The sequence below is a fragment of the Clostridioides sp. GD02367 genome (assembly GCF_045900275.1).
Classification (GTDB): domain Bacteria; phylum Bacillota; class Clostridia; order Peptostreptococcales; family Peptostreptococcaceae; genus Clostridioides; species Clostridioides difficile_A.
Window position 1 is genome coordinate 24,045 of sequence record NZ_JBJODK010000014.1, and the last position, 19,069, is coordinate 43,113.

General features: G+C 26.7%; 23 protein-coding genes and 1 riboswitch. Of the genes, 9 read left to right on the forward strand and 14 right to left on the reverse strand.

Annotated elements, in window-relative coordinates; genetic code table 11:
- The first annotated feature begins 19 nt into the window (after nucleotides 1-19).
- Complete coding sequence (locus Q3223_RS15945; protein ID WP_079739716.1) at nucleotides 20-1,213, forward strand: bifunctional 3,4-dihydroxy-2-butanone-4-phosphate synthase/GTP cyclohydrolase II; 1,194 nt, start codon at nucleotides 20-22, stop codon at nucleotides 1,211-1,213.
- A 104-nt stretch (nucleotides 1,214-1,317) separates the two neighbouring features.
- Nucleotides 1,318-1,779: a 6,7-dimethyl-8-ribityllumazine synthase gene (ribE, locus tag Q3223_RS15950; RefSeq protein ID WP_021384489.1), complete on the forward strand. Its 462-nt coding sequence runs from the start codon at nucleotides 1,318-1,320 to the stop codon at nucleotides 1,777-1,779.
- Nucleotides 1,780-1,965: 186 nt separating this feature from the next.
- Here the strand turns inward: ribE and Q3223_RS15955 are convergent, their stop codons facing one another.
- Nucleotides 1,966-2,580 (reverse strand): hypothetical protein, encoded by a 615-nt coding sequence (locus tag Q3223_RS15955; protein ID WP_219673089.1) that lies wholly within the window; start codon nucleotides 2,578-2,580, stop codon nucleotides 1,966-1,968.
- A 271-nt stretch (nucleotides 2,581-2,851) separates the two neighbouring features.
- On the opposite strand from Q3223_RS15955, the gene Q3223_RS15960 reads away from it, so the two are divergent.
- The gene (locus Q3223_RS15960; RefSeq protein ID WP_074178310.1) at nucleotides 2,852-3,280 is read left to right on the forward strand and encodes a hypothetical protein; all 429 of its coding nucleotides are present in this window, start codon (nucleotides 2,852-2,854) and stop codon (nucleotides 3,278-3,280) included.
- A 177-nt stretch (nucleotides 3,281-3,457) separates the two neighbouring features.
- Here Q3223_RS15960 and Q3223_RS15965 read toward each other — a convergent pair whose 3' ends face one another.
- Nucleotides 3,458-4,909 carry a sodium:alanine symporter family protein gene (locus tag Q3223_RS15965; RefSeq protein WP_054270179.1) on the reverse strand — a complete coding sequence of 484 codons (1,452 nt, stop codon included), beginning with the start codon at nucleotides 4,907-4,909 and terminating at the stop codon, nucleotides 3,458-3,460.
- 468 nt (nucleotides 4,910-5,377) lie between these two features.
- Here Q3223_RS15965 and Q3223_RS15970 point away from each other — a divergent pair, with 468 nt between their 5' ends.
- Nucleotides 5,378-6,643: an ArsB/NhaD family transporter gene (locus Q3223_RS15970; protein WP_054270178.1), complete on the forward strand. Its 1,266-nt coding sequence runs from the start codon at nucleotides 5,378-5,380 to the stop codon at nucleotides 6,641-6,643.
- Between the two features lie 38 nt (nucleotides 6,644-6,681).
- Entirely contained in the window at nucleotides 6,682-7,137 is a 456-nt protein-coding gene (locus tag Q3223_RS15975; protein ID WP_074178312.1) for a hypothetical protein, read from the forward strand.
- Nucleotides 7,138-7,271: 134 nt separating this feature from the next.
- Here Q3223_RS15975 and Q3223_RS15980 read toward each other — a convergent pair whose 3' ends face one another.
- From Q3223_RS15980 to Q3223_RS16035, 12 genes are all read right to left on the reverse strand, one after another.
- Complete coding sequence (locus Q3223_RS15980; RefSeq protein WP_054270176.1) at nucleotides 7,272-7,643, reverse strand: NifB/NifX family molybdenum-iron cluster-binding protein; 372 nt, start codon at nucleotides 7,641-7,643, stop codon at nucleotides 7,272-7,274.
- 2 nt (nucleotides 7,644-7,645) lie between these two features.
- Nucleotides 7,646-8,014 carry a helix-turn-helix transcriptional regulator gene (locus Q3223_RS15985; protein WP_054270175.1) on the reverse strand — a complete coding sequence of 123 codons (369 nt, stop codon included), beginning with the start codon at nucleotides 8,012-8,014 and terminating at the stop codon, nucleotides 7,646-7,648.
- Between the two features lie 273 nt (nucleotides 8,015-8,287).
- On the reverse strand, nucleotides 8,288-9,166 hold the full coding sequence (locus Q3223_RS15990; RefSeq protein ID WP_054270174.1) for an NAD(P)/FAD-dependent oxidoreductase: 879 nt from the start codon (nucleotides 9,164-9,166) through the stop codon (nucleotides 8,288-8,290).
- A gap of 16 nt (nucleotides 9,167-9,182) precedes the next feature.
- Nucleotides 9,183-9,500: a thioredoxin gene (gene trxA, locus Q3223_RS15995; RefSeq protein ID WP_021384467.1), complete on the reverse strand. Its 318-nt coding sequence runs from the start codon at nucleotides 9,498-9,500 to the stop codon at nucleotides 9,183-9,185.
- A 155-nt stretch (nucleotides 9,501-9,655) separates the two neighbouring features.
- Nucleotides 9,656-10,888, reverse strand: coding sequence for a cell wall metabolism sensor histidine kinase WalK (locus Q3223_RS16000; RefSeq protein ID WP_074178315.1), 1,233 nt, complete (start codon nucleotides 10,886-10,888; stop codon nucleotides 9,656-9,658).
- The gene (locus Q3223_RS16005; RefSeq protein ID WP_054270172.1) at nucleotides 10,878-11,549 is read right to left on the reverse strand and encodes a response regulator transcription factor; all 672 of its coding nucleotides are present in this window, start codon (nucleotides 11,547-11,549) and stop codon (nucleotides 10,878-10,880) included. Before Q3223_RS16005 ends, Q3223_RS16000 begins: the two co-directional genes overlap by 11 nt.
- Nucleotides 11,550-11,564: 15 nt before the next feature.
- Nucleotides 11,565-12,434, reverse strand: a complete 870-nt coding sequence (locus Q3223_RS16010) for a hypothetical protein (protein WP_054270171.1) — start codon at nucleotides 12,432-12,434, stop codon at nucleotides 11,565-11,567.
- Between the two features lie 25 nt (nucleotides 12,435-12,459).
- Nucleotides 12,460-13,113, reverse strand: coding sequence for a DNA-binding protein (locus tag Q3223_RS16015; protein WP_074178317.1), 654 nt, complete (start codon nucleotides 13,111-13,113; stop codon nucleotides 12,460-12,462).
- A gap of 13 nt (nucleotides 13,114-13,126) precedes the next feature.
- The gene (locus Q3223_RS16020) at nucleotides 13,127-13,855 is read right to left on the reverse strand and encodes a DNA alkylation repair protein (protein WP_407812198.1); all 729 of its coding nucleotides are present in this window, start codon (nucleotides 13,853-13,855) and stop codon (nucleotides 13,127-13,129) included.
- A 160-nt stretch (nucleotides 13,856-14,015) separates the two neighbouring features.
- Entirely contained in the window at nucleotides 14,016-14,705 is a 690-nt protein-coding gene (locus Q3223_RS16025; protein ID WP_074178318.1) for a radical SAM protein, read from the reverse strand.
- A gap of 5 nt (nucleotides 14,706-14,710) precedes the next feature.
- Nucleotides 14,711-15,274 (reverse strand): ECF transporter S component, encoded by a 564-nt coding sequence (locus tag Q3223_RS16030; RefSeq protein WP_074178319.1) that lies wholly within the window; start codon nucleotides 15,272-15,274, stop codon nucleotides 14,711-14,713.
- 1 nt (nucleotide 15,275) lies between these two features.
- Complete coding sequence (locus Q3223_RS16035; RefSeq protein ID WP_054270166.1) at nucleotides 15,276-16,244, reverse strand: nucleoside hydrolase; 969 nt, start codon at nucleotides 16,242-16,244, stop codon at nucleotides 15,276-15,278.
- Nucleotides 16,245-16,345: 101 nt separating this feature from the next.
- Nucleotides 16,346-16,389: riboswitch (PreQ1 riboswitch) on the reverse strand.
- A gap of 340 nt (nucleotides 16,390-16,729) precedes the next feature.
- Here Q3223_RS16035 and Q3223_RS16040 point away from each other — a divergent pair.
- The 4 genes from Q3223_RS16040 to Q3223_RS16055 all read left to right on the forward strand — a co-directional run bounded on the left by Q3223_RS16040 (nucleotide 16,730) and on the right by Q3223_RS16055 (nucleotide 19,016).
- On the forward strand, nucleotides 16,730-17,350 hold the full coding sequence (locus tag Q3223_RS16040) for a TetR/AcrR family transcriptional regulator (protein ID WP_054270165.1): 621 nt from the start codon (nucleotides 16,730-16,732) through the stop codon (nucleotides 17,348-17,350).
- A complete protein-coding gene (locus Q3223_RS16045; protein ID WP_054270164.1) occupies nucleotides 17,334-17,735 on the forward strand; it encodes an FMN-binding protein in 402 nt (133 codons plus the stop codon). The genes Q3223_RS16040 and Q3223_RS16045 overlap by 17 nt, the downstream gene beginning before the upstream one ends.
- Nucleotides 17,736-17,737: 2 nt before the next feature.
- The gene (locus tag Q3223_RS16050) at nucleotides 17,738-18,214 is read left to right on the forward strand and encodes a flavodoxin domain-containing protein (protein ID WP_054270163.1); all 477 of its coding nucleotides are present in this window, start codon (nucleotides 17,738-17,740) and stop codon (nucleotides 18,212-18,214) included.
- Nucleotides 18,215-18,419: 205 nt separating this feature from the next.
- Nucleotides 18,420-19,016 (forward strand): GNAT family N-acetyltransferase, encoded by a 597-nt coding sequence (locus Q3223_RS16055; RefSeq protein ID WP_054270162.1) that lies wholly within the window; start codon nucleotides 18,420-18,422, stop codon nucleotides 19,014-19,016.
- The last annotated feature ends 53 nt before the right edge of the window (nucleotides 19,017-19,069 follow it).

Below are 19,069 nucleotides of genomic sequence, written 5' to 3' on the forward strand. Positions count from 1 at the left end.
TGATAAAGGAGTGAATTATATGTTTAATACTATTGAAGAAGCTATAAAAGATATAAAAAATGGAAAGATGGTAATTGTTGTTGATGATGAAAGTAGAGAAAATGAAGGAGATTTACTGATGGCAGCTGAGATGGCTACCCCTGAATCAATAAATTTTATGGCTACATATGGTAGAGGTCTAATTTGTCTACCTGCTACTGAAAAAAAATTTAAAAGTTTAAATATACCTCTTATGGTCAGAGAAAATACAGATACATTTCAAACAGCATTTACTGTTACTATAGATGGTGCAGATACTCTAACTGGTATATCTGCATATGAAAGAGCTGAAACTGTAAAATTATTCTGTGATGAGAATTCTACAAGTAAGGATTTCAAAACTCCTGGTCATATTTTCCCTCTAATAGCAAAAACTGGTGGAGTCCTTGTTAGAGATGGACATACAGAAGCTTCTGTAGACCTAGCTAGACTTGCAGGGTTTAAAGAAATTGGTCTTATATGTGAAATAATGAAAGATGATGGTACAATGGCAAGAGTTGATGATTTAATGATTTTTAAAGAAAAACATAATTTGAAAATTATCACTATAAAAGACCTTATAGAATATCGTAAAACAAATGAAACTACTATAGAAAAGGTATCTAGCGCTTTCCTTCCAACAAAATATGGTAACTTTGAAATCATAGGATATAAAGATACATATTCAAATGAAGAACATATTGCCCTTACTTATGGAAATATAAATAAAGAAAATACTCTAGTTAGACTTCATTCTGAATGTTTAACAGGCGATGTGTTCCACTCTTTAAAATGTGATTGTGGATTACAATTAGAATCTTCTATGAAGAAAATCGTAGAAAATGGAAATGGTGTTTTAATTTATATGAAACAAGAAGGTAGGGGTATTGGTCTTTTAAATAAAATTAAAGCTTATAAACTTCAAGAAGAAGGTTATGATACTGTAGAAGCAAATCTAATGCTTGGATTTGAAGAAGATATGAGAGATTTTTATATGGCTGCTCAAATATTAAAAAATTTAAACATAAAAAGTATAAGCCTTTTAAGTAATAATCCTGATAAAATAAATCAGTTAGAGAAATATGGAATAAAAATCAACAATAGAGTTCCTATTAACGAAGAGATTAATGACTTTAATAAGCTATATCTAAAAACTAAAAAAGATAAAATGGGACATCTATTGGATATTATATAAGTTATTAATATGATTTTTTTCTACTAAGTAATTATTTGCAATTAATATTAAATATATTTATAAATATAAATCTATAACATAAATAAAATTGGAGGAAATAAAAAATGATATATGAAGGAAAACTTATTGGAAAAGATTTAAAGATAGGTATAATAAATTCTCGTTTTAATGAATTTATAACATCAAAACTTTTATCAGGTGCTGAAGATTGCCTTTTAAGACATGATGTTTCTCCAGAGAATATAGAAATAGCTTGGGTACCTGGAGCTTTTGAAATCCCTCTTGTTGCTCAGAAAATGTCTAAAAGTGGTAAGTATGATGCTATAATCTGTTTAGGATGTGTTATAAGAGGAGCTACATCTCATTATGATTATGTATGTAGCGAAGTATCTAAGGGTATAGCAAAAGTATCTTTAGACAATGAATTGCCTGTTATTTTTGGAATCGTAACTACAGAAAATATTGAACAAGCCATTGAAAGAGCAGGTACAAAGGCTGGAAATAAAGGTTATGATTGTGCTATGAGTGCATTAGAAATGGTAAATTTATTTAAATCTCTAGATTAAATAATATCATTATTAAATAGTAGTATTGATTAAATATCAAAATCTGTCTAAATAACATAAAATACTAAATACCAAAAGGACAAAACATATTTGTTCTTTTGGTACTTAATAATTTCAAATATAATATATCTAACCTCCTACCCATTAGAATATATAAAACCTGTATACTTTTATATACTAACAATTCTATCTTGATGTATTTTTTTCAATATATAGTTTTTTGAAATTATTTATAATATCATCTACCTGAACTATCTCTCCAATATCTTCATAATTATTAGAGCTTCCTATATTATTCACATATATTTTTAAACCAGAATATACACAATCATTATGTAAGTTTTTAATGATATAAGACAGATTCTTAAAATCAATCTCATTGTAATCAAAAAAATCTACTGCTTCAGCTCCTCCATTTTTTACATATGAAATGGCAATTGCTCTACTTGTAAAGGATATGGAAATATAATTTTCTTCACAATTACTCAAAACAATATTTTGTTTAGAAAAAATTATTTTGCGACATCCTAACTGCATAAAAAATTCTTGCAATATTTTTATGTCTATACTTAATGCATCATCTGGAATTAATATATACAAAGCTGATTTCTTAATAGAAACTTTTGCTTGTATATCTCTAATAAATTTTTCAGTTTCTCCTTCAAATAGATAATAATAAAAAGGCACATTTGGAATGGGATGTATTGAAAATGATACACTCTCTTTTAGGTCATTATCTTTATTATAAAAAATAAAACAATCATGGCATACTACAACAATATATTCCTTCTTATTGAACAATTTGCATACCCCCTCTAAGATATAAATTAATCATCAAAGTTACTTTAAAAATCTTAAAATAATTATAAATACGATTCTAAATATAAAATACCACAAAGATATATATATTACTATTAAAGCTATTGTTTTTATTTATAACATAGATTAATACTATACTAATTATCTATTTTATTATTTTTTTAATATACAATACAATATAATTAAGAGTAAGTGGCAATAAAATACTATGATTTAATATGTGCTTATTAAATATTTATGAGGAGAATAAATTATGAAAACATATTCAATACAAGATTTAACACCAGATAAACGTAACCTTATAGAAAAATATTCTCTTACTTTAAATGAGAATTTAATTTGGGAGTTTAAACATGGTAAATACCACACTATAAAATACTTCACACACAAGTTTGCAGTTAAAGAATCTGTTCTAGCTCTTTTGTTCAACATACACAAATTGTGCTATGCTAAAATAAAATACTTTGAGTCAAATTTTTCAAAATATGAACCTTATAAGTACAGTTATCAAGATGGATTTGTTAAATGTGAAATATATGATATGAGTTTTATGTTGCATAAATACAGTAATATAATGATAGATTTGAGAAATTTACAAGAAATCAAAACTATAGAAGAGTTTAGATTATTTTGTAATCACTTAGAAAGTTTTGAATACAATTTACAAGACTTAATTATATAACATTTTAGAGAAAATAAATCTTAGGAAAAAATTTATAGTAAGTAAACTATTTTAAAAAATAAACTATATAATAAAAAATATTACTGGAATTAAAAATTCCAGTAATATAAATTAATTAAATATTTTATTTATATAACTTACGTGTACTTCAATCTATCAAAATAGTTTTGTGATTTCTTATCCTAAATTTTCCTCTGGTAATTCCTTGTGCCACTCTGATACATTTTCTAAACCTTCTATTTCATCTGCAATAAATACAGGGTCTTTTATTCCAGATTTTTTTTGACTTGTGTAATCTTTTAAAGCGATAAATGCATACTTTCCTAAAAGCGATATTGCGATTAAGTTTATTATAGCCATCAATGCCATAAATAAGTCTGCTAGATTCCAAACTACTTCTACTTGAGTAAGAGAACCAAATAAAACCATACCTACAACGAAAACTCTAAATATATTAAGTTTAGTCTTGCTTCCACTCATAAATTCCATATTTGATTCTCCATAATAGTAATTACCTACTATAGAACTAAATGCAAATAAGAATATACAAACTGCTATAAATATGTTCCCCATTGGTCCTATATGATGAGTTAAAGCTTCTTGAGCCAATTCAATTCCAGTTGCCCCACTACTAGCATAATCTGAATATAATAATACCATAAATGCTGTACAGCTACATATGATTATAGTATCAGTAAAAACACCTAAAGATTGAATTAAACCTTGTTTTACTGGATGAGTTACATGTGCTGTTGCAGCAGCATTAGGAGCACTACCCATACCTGCTTCATTAGAGAATAGACCTCTCTTCACTCCAGTCATTACAACTCCCATAAAAGTACCAATTGCCATTCCTTTAAAATCAAATGCACTTTCAACTATTAACGCTATAATTTTTGGTATCTCTGTTATATTCATTCCAACTATAGCTAAAGCAACCAATATATATAATCCTGCAAATACAGGAACTATTATCTCAGAAACTTTTGCAACTCTATGTACTCCACCAAAAATAACTATTGCAGTTAAAATTCCAAGACCTATTCCCATAGCCATTTTACTTATTCCAAATGCATTATTAAATGCAAGCGAAACAGTATTTGCTTGAACTGCATTGAATACAAAACCATAACATATAGTTATAAGTATTGAAAATAAAACTCCCATCCATTTCTTATTTAGACCTTGCTCCATATAATATGCTGGACCACCTCTAAAAGCTTGACCATTTTTAACTTTGTAAATCTGAGCTAATGTACTCTCAACAAAGCTAGAAGCAGAACCAATTAATGCTATAAGCCACATCCAAAATACAGCACCAGGACCACCTGCCACTACTGCAATTGCTATTCCAGCTATATTTCCAGTCCCAACTCTTGAAGATGTACTTATACAAAATGCTTGGAATGAAGATATCTTCCCTTCCTTTTTTGCACTTTTATTTGCTGTACCATCACCCAGAAGTCTAAACATTTCTATAAAATATCTGAATTGTACAAAATTTGTTTTAATAGTAAAGTAAATACCAACTACAACCAACATTATAATTAAGATATACGACCATAAGTAATTGTTTACAAATACTACTGCATTATTAATGCCTGTTAAAATACCATTTAAAAAATCCATTATATTAATTACCCCCTATTTAGTTTTGTTTTCTTAATAAATCTTAAAATCAAAAAAATGAATAATTCCTTGTTAAAAATTCATTAATTTAATTATAATATTTATAAAATCAAATTACAAGGTTTGAAATGAATAATTTTTTTAATATATTGCAGTTTTATATTCAAAATCAATTTTTTTTTATTGTTTTTATAATATAGATATATTTAATATTTTATAATTACTTCTAAATACAATAAATTCTATTTCTAATAGTATATTTTTTTGTTTGTCGTTTAATATTATTACTAATGAGATTATTTTAAAATTTATTTAAATAACAAAAATTTTCTTTAAATTCTGTCAATTTCTCAGAAACTTTGTTAAATAATATACTTTTATGCATCCATTGAAAAAACAATAAAAAAGTAATACTATATATAGTACTAGCATTAGGCACAAAATAATACAAATGGAGGTACTTATATTATGGAATTTCAACAAATAATAGCTATATGTATATTTTTAATAGTTATGGCAGCTATTATTACAGAGAAGGTAAACCGATCTGTAGCAGCTGTTGGTGGTGCACTATTAATGATAATTTTCAATATACTTACACTTGATGAAGGATTGAGCCATATAGATTTCAACACTATTGGTGTATTAGTTGGTATGATGCTATTTGTCGCTGTTGTCAAAAACTCAGGGCTATTTGAATACATAGCTATCTGGACTGCAAAGAAAGCCAAAGGAGACCCGTGGAAAATAATGATTTGTTTTGCTATTATAACGGCTATTTTATCTGCTATATTAGATAATGTTACCACTGTCTTACTTATTGGTCCAATGACTATAGTTATCACACAAATATTGGGACTTAATCCAGTTCCCTTTTTAATAACACAAATTTTAGCTTCCAATATAGGAGGAACATCTACTCTTATAGGTGACCCTCCAAATATTATGATTGGTAGTGCTGCTAATCTTAGTTTTATGGATTTTGTAATAAATTTAGGCCCTGCTGTTATAGTAATACTTATTGTAACTATAATATGCTTCAAATTTATTTATGGCAAACAACTTATTGTAGATGACAAAGCTAAAAATACAATATTAAAACTTGATGAAAAAAAATCTGTCAAAGATAAACCATTACTTATAAAAAGTCTTATAGTAATAGCATTTATACTTTTTGGTTTTATGTTTCACAGTACAATCCACATAGACTCTTCTGTTGTTGCACTAACAGGAGCATCTATAATGCTTCTTATAGGAAAACAAGATGTAGATGAAATTATGGCTGGTATTGAATGGTCTACAATTTTATTTTTTATGGGCTTGTTTGTAGTAGTTGGTGGATTAGTAGAAGTTGGCATAATAAACAAATTAGCTCAAGCATTGATTGGACTTACAGAAGGCCATCTTGTCTTTACAATGTTATTAATATTATGGTTATCAGCAATAGTTTCTTCTTTCTTAGATAATATTCCATTTGTTGCAACATTAATTCCTCTTATTTTGACTATGCAAGCTGAAGGAATTGATGTTATGCCATTATGGTGGGCGACATCTCTTGGAGCTTGTCTTGGAGGAAATGGTACATTGATAGGAGCATCTGCCAATGTTGTACTAGCAGGTATAGGTAATAAACATGGGCATCCTATATCTTTTAAAGAGTATTTTAAGATAGGTTTTCCGCTTATGATTATATCTATTATTATATCTACTTTTTATTTAATTATAAAATTTTAAAAAATATAGTATAATAATACTAAAGGGGATGTGTATATATGAATATTAATACTGTTCAAGGAGATTCAATTGAAGTTCTTTTAAGGCAACTTGGAGCAACAAAAATATCAAAAGTAAGTAGTACATTGTATTTTATCAAGTTTGATTTAGGAGACAATTGGGAAATATCTTATACTTATAATATTAATGCTAAAGATCAATATTTTTTACAAAGAATTGAACCATATCCTATTGGTAGAGGTCTGTTTAACGATGAATATGAAATAATGTCATTTATATCAAAGGATTTAAACAAATTTTTAAATGCTAAGAATAGTAGTAACTTCAAAACATTTGTTGAAGTTACTAGGAAAGTTAATTCTATCATTGATAATGTAGAGGAACTATTTTTAAACTACAATGTGGATGGTGATGATTTGAAAACACTTAATAAAGAACTTAATGACATACTAAATGATATTAACTATATAGAGCAACATACAAAAAAAATCTAGTTTAGTATACTTATAAACTTTAAAATCCACCAGAAAATCATGAAAACCTAAATTTGAAAATTTGAAATGCAAAACTTTATTTATCAAAAAAGAAAATAGCTGATGAAGCATATGCTTCATCAGCTATATTATTTTTAATGATGTCCACATCCATCATGTGAACAAGTATGATTTGATGGAAATTCTACTAATTTTCCATTTTTAAGTAAGTCTAGATTAGCACTTATAGTATCTGCTTCTGCTCTATAAACTTTGATTCCCATACCATTTAATTTAACTATAGCACCTTGTCCTATTCCTCCAACTACTACTGCATCCACAACTGTGCCTGATAATGCTTTTAGTGGTTGACACTTTCCATGCTCATGACCTAAATCTCCATTATCTAGAGATTTAACTTCTCCACTCTCTAAATCACACACAACAAAAATTGGAGCAGAACCAAAATGACCATATGGTTTACTATCCAATCCTTTATTCTCTTCTACTGGTATACATACTTTCATTATTATTTCTCCCTTCTCTTACAACATTTTTTAATAGATTTACACTCTTTACTACATCCTAGATGTATTGTATTTATATCAAATACATCTATAAAGCTTTCACTAGAATTACTTAACATAGAGTTTATAAAATCTACACATATATTAAATGATTCTTTATTAATATGATATAAAACGTAGTATCCTTCTTTATGCCCTGTTATTATTCCAACATCTTTTAATATTTTTATATGTTGTGAAACAGCAGAATCTGAAATTCCTAGATATTTAGAAATTCCTTTTTGGCATATATTTCTCTTAGATACTAATATAAGTATGTTAATTCTAGTTTCATCACTCAATGCTTTAAATATTTTAACCAAATTTTCCATAAATACCTCTTTTTGATTAAGTAATTACTTAATTAAATTATAGTACTCTTAATTAGATTTTTCAACCATTATTTTTAAATTTTGGGATATATTATAAATAATTTAGATATTTATTATTATAACTTTAGAAATTTCTCAAAGAAATATACTTAAAAATACATTTAAGATAATTTAAATAATAAGAATTAATAAATAAAAAACTGCTTTAAAATAATTTTATTATTTTAAAGCAGTTTTTTATAAATATGTTTAAAAAGTTACTCAGTATAAATATTAAATTCTCTTTAATTTATCTAAATAGTAAACAGCATTTAAAGCTGCTATTTGTCCTTGACCTGCTGCTTTTATATAAGAATATGGTTTTCCAACACAATCTCCAGCAGCAAAGCATCCATCTATACTAGTTTTCATATCATTATCAACTTTAATATGGATACCCTCAATTTCTATTCCAGGAATCAATGAACTTGGAGCTGTACTATCTTTTATAACGAATACTCCATCAACTTCAATGTGGTTTTCTTTAAAAGATATTTTGTTTACAAGTTTATCTCCATCTATTTGTACGGGTCTATCATGTATAACTTCAATAGATTCATCTAAGTTATCTGAACCTCTCATAAGATTCTCTTTTTTGTACATAGGTATAAAATAAGTTTTTGAAGTTAATTCACTTAAAAAATTTGCTTCTTCTTTAGATTCTTCATTATATCCTATAACTGCCACCTTTTTATTTCTATAAAGTGGTGCATCACATGTAGCACAATACCCTACTCCTCTGCCTAGAAATTCTTCTTCGCCTTTAATTGGTCTAGTGTATTCTACACCAGTGGCAAGAATTACAGTAGTAGCTTCATACATATCATTTCCAGACATTATTGCAAAGTATTCTCCCATAGCATAAATATTATTTATTCTCTTATTTTCAATTGAAATATCCATACTATCTATATGCGATTTAAACTTGTCTTTTAATTCATCTCCACTTATATCATAAAAACCTAAATAATTATCTATTGAAGGAGCTTTAACAAGCTTATTACTTAAATTATCACTACCAAACATGATAATTGTTTTATTTCTTATTTTTGCATTTATAGCAGCAGATAATCCAGCAGGACCACTACCTATTATAGCTATATCATATCTCATAACACTCACCCATTTTTTATAAATATGATTTTACTTTCATTTCAATTTTGTTCTTTGGCATAAATCCAATTAGTGTTTCTACTGGTTCTCCATCTTTAAATATAATCATAGTTGGCACTGTAGATACACTAAATTGTTGAGCTATTTCTAAACTCTCATCTATGTCAACTTTTACAAATCTAGCTTCATTTTTCATTTCTTCACCTAACTCTGCAAATACAGGCCCTAACATGTTACAAGGTCCACACCAAGTTGCAAAGAAATCCACTACAACTACTCCTTTACTACCTTCAACACTACTTCTAAATTCAGATGTATTTATAACTTTTGCCATTTTTTTAATCCTCCTATAAACTTTAATTATCCCTATACAATTATACTATGAAATTCATAAATATAATTTTACTTTTATAGGGTCTTTTTATATTTTATTTTATACTAATTAGTATACCCATTCTTTATTTCTAAAAACAGCTTTTTATATTTTTATTATTTTAACTTTTGTGGTATTGATAATTCAAATGTAGTTCCAATACCTATCTCTGAAGTTACATTTATATCAATATCCAAATTCAAACTAATCATACGAGCTATTGAAAGACCTATTCCAGACCCTTCTAAATCTTTATTTCTTACATTTTCACTTCTAAAAAATCTATCAAATATAAGAGGTATTTCTTCTTTTTTTATACCTATACCAGTGTCTCTTATAAGTAAAGTTACTTCATCTTCTATATCTTCTTTTAATTCTAATACTATCTCATCACCTTGTTTTGTGTATTTAAAAGCATTATCAATAAAAATTAATATAAGCTGTCTTAATTTATTTTTATCCGTTATTATAACTTTATTCTTAAGCTCAGAATTAAATACAAATTTTTTTTCCTGAAATTCTGCAATATCAATATAATCTTCTGATATTTCCTCAAGCAATCTTTCTAAATCTACTTCTTCCAAGTTGACTTTAACAATGGAATCTTCTTTAGTAAGAGACAATAAGTCAGTTATCATTTTTTTAAGCCTTCTTGTCTCTTTCATTGCAGTAGCTATTGTTTCAACTTCATCATTTACTGTACTCTCTGGGGATTTTAACATACTTTCTAATTTTGATGAAACTATTGTTATTGGCGTTCTTAATTCATGAGAAGCATCTTGTATAAACTTAGCTTGATTTCTCCATGCAGTTTCTATTGGAATTAAAGCTTTTCTAGTAAGATACACAGCAACAAAGTAAGTAATTATTACAGAAATCAGTATACCAATTATAAGAACGGATGTAAGTTGCTTTAAAGAGTTCATCTCAGAGTCGATATTTCTAATTATCTGTATTTGATATCTTCCTACATCTACATTTAATTCTCTAAAGGTATATCCATTTTCTGTATATTTAAAAAATGAATTTTTCTTATCCAATCTTCTATCTGGAAGTAACTCATCAAAATACTCATTTTGAGTATAGTAACTTATTCTACCATCCTCATACACATAGACCATATCTTTTGGGTCTTTAAGTCTTATTGGATTTAAAAACGAGGTTCTTTTAAATTGAGAAACTATATATTCAAGCTCCTCATTTATCTCACTATCAATTCCACTATATGTTAATCCTCTAAAATATGAATATATAAATATAGAAAATATTATTAAAAAGCTACCCACTACAACAATATACATTTTTATTAGATGATTTTTAGTACTAGTGAATACATTCTTATTTATCATCGAATATATATCCTACCTTACGTTTAGTTTTAATATACTTATCATATCCATATTTACTGAGTTTTTTCCTTAGATTACTTACATATACCTCAACTATTTCAATGGTTGCATCTGAATCAATTCCCCATATTCTATCATAAATCTGCTCTTTTAATAAAATTGAACCCTTATTTAAGACAAAATATTCAAGCAAGTTAAACTGCTTATTTTGTAACTTTATTTCTTCTTTTTCAATATATACTCTTTTTTCTAATGTATCCAAATATAAAGATTTAAATTCTATTCCATTTCTTTCTTTTATTTTTCCATTAGTTCTTAATATAGCGTACACTCTTGCTACTAATTCTTCCATATAAAAAGGTTTTGTTAAATAATCATTAGCTCCTATGGTAAATGCTTCTACTTTATCATCTAATGCTTCTTTGGCTGTCAATATAAGCACAGGTGTGTCTATATTATTAACTCTCATTCTTTTTAAAATATCAATTCCATTTATGCTAGGAAGCATTAAATCTAAAATAACTAAATCATATATATTTTGATTAACTAAGTATAAAGCTTCTTCTCCATCTTCACATTTTTCAGTTTCAAAATGCTTACTAAGTTCTTCTACTACACTTTCTAAAAGTATTTTATTATCTTCAACTATCAAAACCTTCATAAATATCCCCTGCCTTTATTTGTCTATCTTAACTTTATGAGATTTTAAGTCAATATCTACATTGGCTTTTTCTTTTATATCATCGTATGTGTATCCCACTATTTCAACACTTTTTGCTTTTGTTGAACATAGTATATCTATATCTGTCTCTTCTGAAGCCTTTAAAATTTTATATGATGGTATACGATTTACCACTAAATATTCTCCATTTTCATTAACTTCTGCTGTCTTAAGGATAATATTTCCTAAATCTTTTGATGATGAATTTTTCACTTTTATTTGATATGTGATTCCCTCTTTTGATTCATTTACTTTTTTAAGTTCTGATGTAGATAATACCTCATACTGACTACTATTTTCTAGCTTAATATTATTATTTCTTATATTAATATCATTTTCTTTTAAATTAATATACACAATCTTACCTTCTGCTTCATACTCATATGCATAAACTTCCACACTCTTTGTAAAAGTTTTGTGCGCACACTCTACATAAGCAACTTTACCAGGCATTAGAGTCATATCCAACAAAGCCTTACTATCTGAGGAAATAATTTTTTTATTCTCATCATATTCATTATATACTAATTCAATATTTGATATATTAAATGTCGAATTATTTTCTATCTTTGTGGATGTGTCTACTTTATCACCTTCATCTACATTTATAATCTCTGATTTACCTATATTTAATACTTTTGCATTTTCCTCATCTATTTTTACCTCATTCTTATCTTCAACTTGAATACCAGTTGAATCTTCCTTATCTTCAGATTGAATATCAGTTGAATCAGGTTGTTCATCTTTTTCGCATGCTGTAAGTGTAAAAACAAATATTGTTAATATAATCATTAAAAAAATTGATTTTTTTATTATCTTATTCATATTAAGCACCTCATATAGTAATATTTTATAGTAGATTTTTATACTTTTTCATAAATTCTTTCAATGCTTGTGTAAGTATTTGATGCTTTTCAAAGTTTGAATTACTACAAAGCCTTTCAAAATCATTCCATGTTTCTTTATCTATACGTATTCTTGTTGTTTTTAATTCATCTATGGATTCATCATCTATATGTACATCTTTTTTATTAGATATTTTTTTTGGCTTTATATTATAATCCTTTACCTCTAAATACCAATCATATACTTCACAAAGCTTATCTAAGTCTTCCTGAGTTATATTTATTTTTCTATCTTTTTTAGGCTTAACATTTTTTTTTGACTTTGTATTTTTTAAATCAGTATCATTAAACTTGATTTGTTCAATGCCTTTACTCAAAACCTTTTCATTAGAATTCTTTTTTTTGGTGCTTACTTTTTTTCTATTACTTATATTTTTTTTAAAATTTTCTTCTTCCAAGTTTTTCTTATCCAGATTTTCATTATAATTTAATTCGTCTTTTAATATGTATTTACCTTTTTCTGATTTATATCCTTTTTTATTTAAAAAATTTCTTAAAGTACTTTGACTAATTTTTAGATTTTGAGCTATCTCTGTAAACTTAATTCCCTTACTTTGAAGTTCTAAAAATTTGTCAATTCTTTCCTCGTTGTTATTCATTAATACTCCTCCGTCAATATCTTCTTGTCTTTCTCTTCATGGCCCTTATTATATTTTTCTTTTCTGAATCTACCCTATTAGATTCAATTATTTTTTGCAACATTTTATTATACGTAAAATCATCTAAGTTATTATTTTTTATATAGAGAAATGTTTCTTCTTCATATTTAATAAAACAAATTGATAGCAACCACGCCATTCCCATTTTAACATAATATTCTTCACTTTGTATATTGTTACAACATTCAAAGATTTCTTCAATATGTTTATCATCAACATAATATATTAAAAACATAACTAATACAAATCTAATTTCCCATGGATTTTCTGAATAAACATATTTTTTAAGTATATCATACATGTTTTCTTTATATTTTTTTGTACATTTCAAGCCACAACAGAATCCATCACAAACTGACCAATTATTAATTTTAGGTATAAACCTTTCTATATAATATAGAGTCTCTTCAAATGTGCTATTTATATTACCAATTACCATACCTTGTAATACAGTTTCTTCATAATATGTATCCTCCGATACATTTAAGAATTCCTTCCAATTTCCTTTACTTATTTCTTTAGATAACTCTCTCAAATTAGGAACCCTAATCCCTATTATATTTTCTGTATTTGGTATGAGCTTTTTATTAAAATCTCTATACTTGATATCTTGTATAGATTTCATATATTCTAGGAGCTTCTTATACTCTAATTTATTCCATTTTTCCCTATTAAACATCATTTATTTACTCCTTAATTCCTTTTCCTTATTGTAACATAAAAGTACATAAAAAAAAGCTTCCAAGTATCAGAAGCCTTTTTAAAAATATACTAAATTTTTTAAGTTAAAGTTTAAACTAAATTAATATTTACTACAATATAATACAGACTTAAAAACTTTACTAATCTCCAACACCAAAATCTGTATTATTATATAAAACCTCTATATTTGGATTTTCATCTAAATATTTATATTTATTAGTGAACCACTTAACTAACTCTTCATCCCTTTTGATACTTGAAGAATTATTTATAAAAACATTCACAGTTGCTTTTTCAAAATCATTTGATATAATCTCTATATCCCTATCTATCATCTCTTTTGTTTGACCTTTAATTCCTACCATAATACAAGGCGAATCGAAATAGTCTTTTACATCTTGTGGTGTTTTAAATTTTGCATTTTTATTTAAAATGTTATTTCTAAAATCATTGTCAAAAGTCTCAACTCCAATTTTAAATACTATAGGAATTCCAAAATAGTCTCTCATCTCTTTAATCCTATTTTTGTAAGACCAATGACTTTCTAAAAATAATTTTTTTATTTTCTTCTCTTTTATAATACATTTTATTTCTGCTAAAGTATCTTTTGGTAATTCAAAACAACTACCAGAGTTTATGACTTCAAGAACTCCATATTTTCCAGTTATATTTTTCAAAATCTCTATATTTAACCTGTTCATTTCTTCTTCTAAATTAGAATTATCATCTATATAATCACAAAAAGAACACTTTCCCCATATACAAGGAAATCCTTTAAGTAAAACAATTTCTCTTTGATTTTTATTTGTTATTTCACTATATCTATCCATTTTTTCTATCTTCCTCCAGTCAATGATAGTTTTAAAGTTTTTGGAACTGCATTTAATCCTAAGTTCACTAAAACAACTGCTACCAATTTGTCTGCATAGTCTGTTAATACTTGAGTTACAAATACACTAAATACATCTCCTAATCCTAATACTTTCAAAATTTGTACTATGTAGGAAGAACCTGATGATGTCATACCTCCAAAGAGAAAAGCTGAAATTATTGAACTTATTATAGAGGTTGGAATAGCAAATAACAATACCCCTAATGGAGTTTTTAATCCATTTAAAAAATTCTTTTTAAATGCTATTCCAGCAAGTAAACCTGTTGATATCTGAACTGGTGCAAAGTAAAGAGAATACACATCAAATGTAATTCCACTTATTAAACTTCCAAACACACCTGTAACTACAGCGTATTTAGGACCTAAAAGCGATGCTATCATTATAGTCCCTATTGAATCTAAGTATATAGGTAATCTTAACCCCATAGCTATAAACGCCCCTATTATATTTATAGAGATACCAAAAGCTATAAGTGTAATAGTTTTTACACATATTTTTCTTTTCACACTATATCACTCCTTCCACAGAGTCTATAATGTCTTCATAACCTTTGAAAAGCCTCTTCAAAAACATATACATAAACTTCTTTTCATCAACTTCATTTAGAACAATTGCATTAGGATATTTTTTATAGAAATTAAAAGAATCCACTATAGATTGACCCATAGCTATACCATCTTCTACGACTTCTACATATGATTCAAATCCTTTACAAATACTTCTATCTACAAAGTATGCTACTGCTAGAGGGTCATTTATCACACAGCCAATTATTCCTTCCTGCTCCCAATGGAAATCAATATAAAACCTAGTTATTTCAGTTATATACTTTGCCATTTTCTCATCAAGTCTATTTATAAACTCAATAATATTAGGAGTAAGTACAATTTTTCTAGTTACATCCAAACCTACCATGTGAATTTTTTTAGATAAATTCTTGTAAACATAATCCGCTCCATGTGGGTCTACCCAATAGTTAAACTCTGCTACTGGAGAGCAATTTCCATGAATTCTAAATGCTCCTCCCATAGACACAAACTCATCAAGATTTTCAAAGACTTCTTTATCTTTCATAAGTGCCTTAGCTATATTTGTAAGTGGTGCAAGTGCTATTATTGATACTTTTTCATGATTACGTAAAGTATTTATTATAAAATCTACTGCCCCATCTTTTACTTTAGCTCCTGTCACTTTTTGATAAAAGTTTTCTCCAATACCATCTTCTCCATGTGTATCTTGAGCTGTTACAAGTTTTCTTTTTAGTGGTGCTTCCTCTCCTTTATATACTGGTATATTTAGTGAAGAGCACATTTGAAGTGTTTTTAGTGCATTTTCTGCACCTACATTTGCTGGAACATTTCCACAACATGTGGTAATTCCAAGTACTTCTAGCTCTGGTGAGTTTAAAGCTAGAAGAATGGCCAAAGAATCATCAATTCCTGGGTCACAATCAATTATTACTTTTCTTTTTTCCATACTTTTATCCTCCTTGATTTGTGGTCGAGGAGAACTACACATCTTTTTTCCACTTTCAAAAAGGTGTGTCTAAGGGTATTAATTATATACTGCCACTATATAATTCCTTAGTTTTTTATACTTGGAGTTCTCGAACAAGTACAGATGTTAGTATTGTTTTAGTCTATTTATTGTAGACCTACAAAAAAGTTCCATCTGATTTAATAACTACAAAATGAATTTTGTAGTATAAAAGAATTTATTATATTTTGATGTGTCTTGTTAAAGTTTATTTAAAATTATAAGCTAACTTTAACAAAATGTGGCACTTTTAAACCGATTATTATTATACAACAATAGTTGAACTATTACAATTAATAACTTAAAGATTTCAGCTATAAAAATTTATTAAATTATATTATTCATAGTTTATTGACAATATTAAATATAAAGCATATAATTACATTGTAAATTAAATTAACACTGTTAAGTTATGAGGTGATTATATGAGTATTAAAGCAAGACGTGAAAATGAAAAAGCAGAAATGAAGAAAAAAATTATGGATGCTAGCATAGAAATTATCAATCAATATGGATATGAAAATTTATCAATAAGAAAAATTGCTTCAAAAATAGATTATTCTCCAACTACAATTTACCTTTACTACAAAGACAAGGCAGAGATTATCAGCGATATGACAAAAAAACTTTATAACACTGTAGAAAGTAATGCTATTGATATTATACATAATTGCTCATCTCTCCCAATAGATAAGCAAATCATAGAAATTATGACTAGTTTTATAAAGACTCTTTCAAGTGAACCTGAAATGTCAAAAGCTATTATGCATAGTAGGATGAACATTATATTTGCATCTGAAAGTACAAATAGTGAACCTACTAATAATGGTATAGAAATACTAGATGAGCTTCTTTTCCTTGGAATTGATCAGGGTATATTTAAACAAAACGTAGATAAAACTTCATGGATGCTTATAAGTGCACTATTAGGATTTATTTTATGTATTGTTGAAAATCAATTGTATTCCTTACATAATTTCACTCAAATTATAGAGAATTTCTTAGATATTTTAGTAGGAGGGCTTTACAATGAAAAACCACAATGAAACTAATAAGAAGAAAAAAGTTTTTAAAATATCTATAATCCTATTTCTTGTGTTTATATGCATTATTATTTTGATTATAACTAACTTAAAGCCAGAAAAATTAGTGGTAAAAAATATAAACCCTGCTAATGTGAAAAATGGTATTTATACAGGAAGTGCTGATAATAAACTTGTGAAGGCTACTGTATCTGTTGAAGTTAATAATGGCAGAATTAAAAATATTAAGATACTAGAACATGACACTCTTTTAGGTAAACCTGGTGAAAAAATCATAAAAAATATAGTTGAACAACAATCTTTAGAAGTAGATGCTATAACATCTGCGACTTATAGCAGTGATACTATACGAAAGGCTGTAGAAAATGCTTTGAGAAAGGGAGAATAAATATGAATACTATTATTATATACTCAAGTAAATATGGTTGTACGAAAGACTGTGCAAACATACTAAAAAATAAACTATCAGACAATATCACTATTGTTGATATCAATGATAGTAATCCTAAAATTGAATTATCAAAATTTGATACAATTATTATTGGAAGTTCTATATATGTTGGTTCAGTTTCAAAAAAGATTCGTATATTGTGTAATGATAATATAGAATTATTAAACAAAAAACGAGTTGGTGTATTCCTTTGTTGTGGATTTTCTGAACAGGCAGATAAATATCTAAAATCAAACTTTCCAGCATCTTTATTAGAAAATGCAAATGCAATTGGAATTTTTGGTAGTGAAGCTCGATTAGAAAAGATGAAATTTTTAGATAAGCTTATTATGAAGTCGGTTTCAAAAGGTAATTATGACAGTTTTAAAATATCACAAGATAGTATAGACGATTTTTTAAGAAATCTTAATAAATAAAATTATTTATTTCAAATCTCCTTACAAGATAAAAAAATTATCTAAAATGTAGTATTATAAATATACTCTGAAGTTTGTAAATATTGATAAAGTAGTTATATATCTATACAATATTATATATTATACAATATTTTCTTATATTTATTTAGACCTATGTATTATATAAGAAAATTCTACTACATTTATTATATTGGAGATGATATTTATGAAATATATTGAAATTAGGATTGCTAATGAAATGGATGCAGAAGAAATATTGGAAATATATACTCCATATATTACTGATACTGCAATTACTTTTGAGTATAGCATTCCAAGCATTGATGATTTTAAAAACAGAATAAAAGAAATCTGTTCAAAATATCCTTACCTAGTCTGTTTAATTAATAAAAAAATTGTTGGATATGCCTATGCTCATGAACACAATGAACGAACTGCTTATCAATGGAATGTTGAATTATCAATTTATGTTGATAAGAAATTTATTAGTAATAAAATAGGAATTGCTCTTTATAATTCAATCATAGATATATTGAAGTTACAAAATATTCAAAATTTGTATGCTAGTATTACGTCACCAAATATAAAAAGCGAAAAACTTCATCAAAGATTTGGTTTCAAACTATGTGGGATTTATCACAATACAGGATATAAATTTGATTGTTGGCATGATGTTATGTTGTTTGAAAAACATATAGGTAATCACTCTAAAAATCCTAATTCTATAAAAACAATCAAACAAGTTAATTCCAAAGAAATAGCTGCTATTTTAAATGAGAATATTAATTTAATAGCACTTTAGATTTAATATAATTTAATCTATAAAATATGAACAAAAGAAAAAATAGGGAAGAT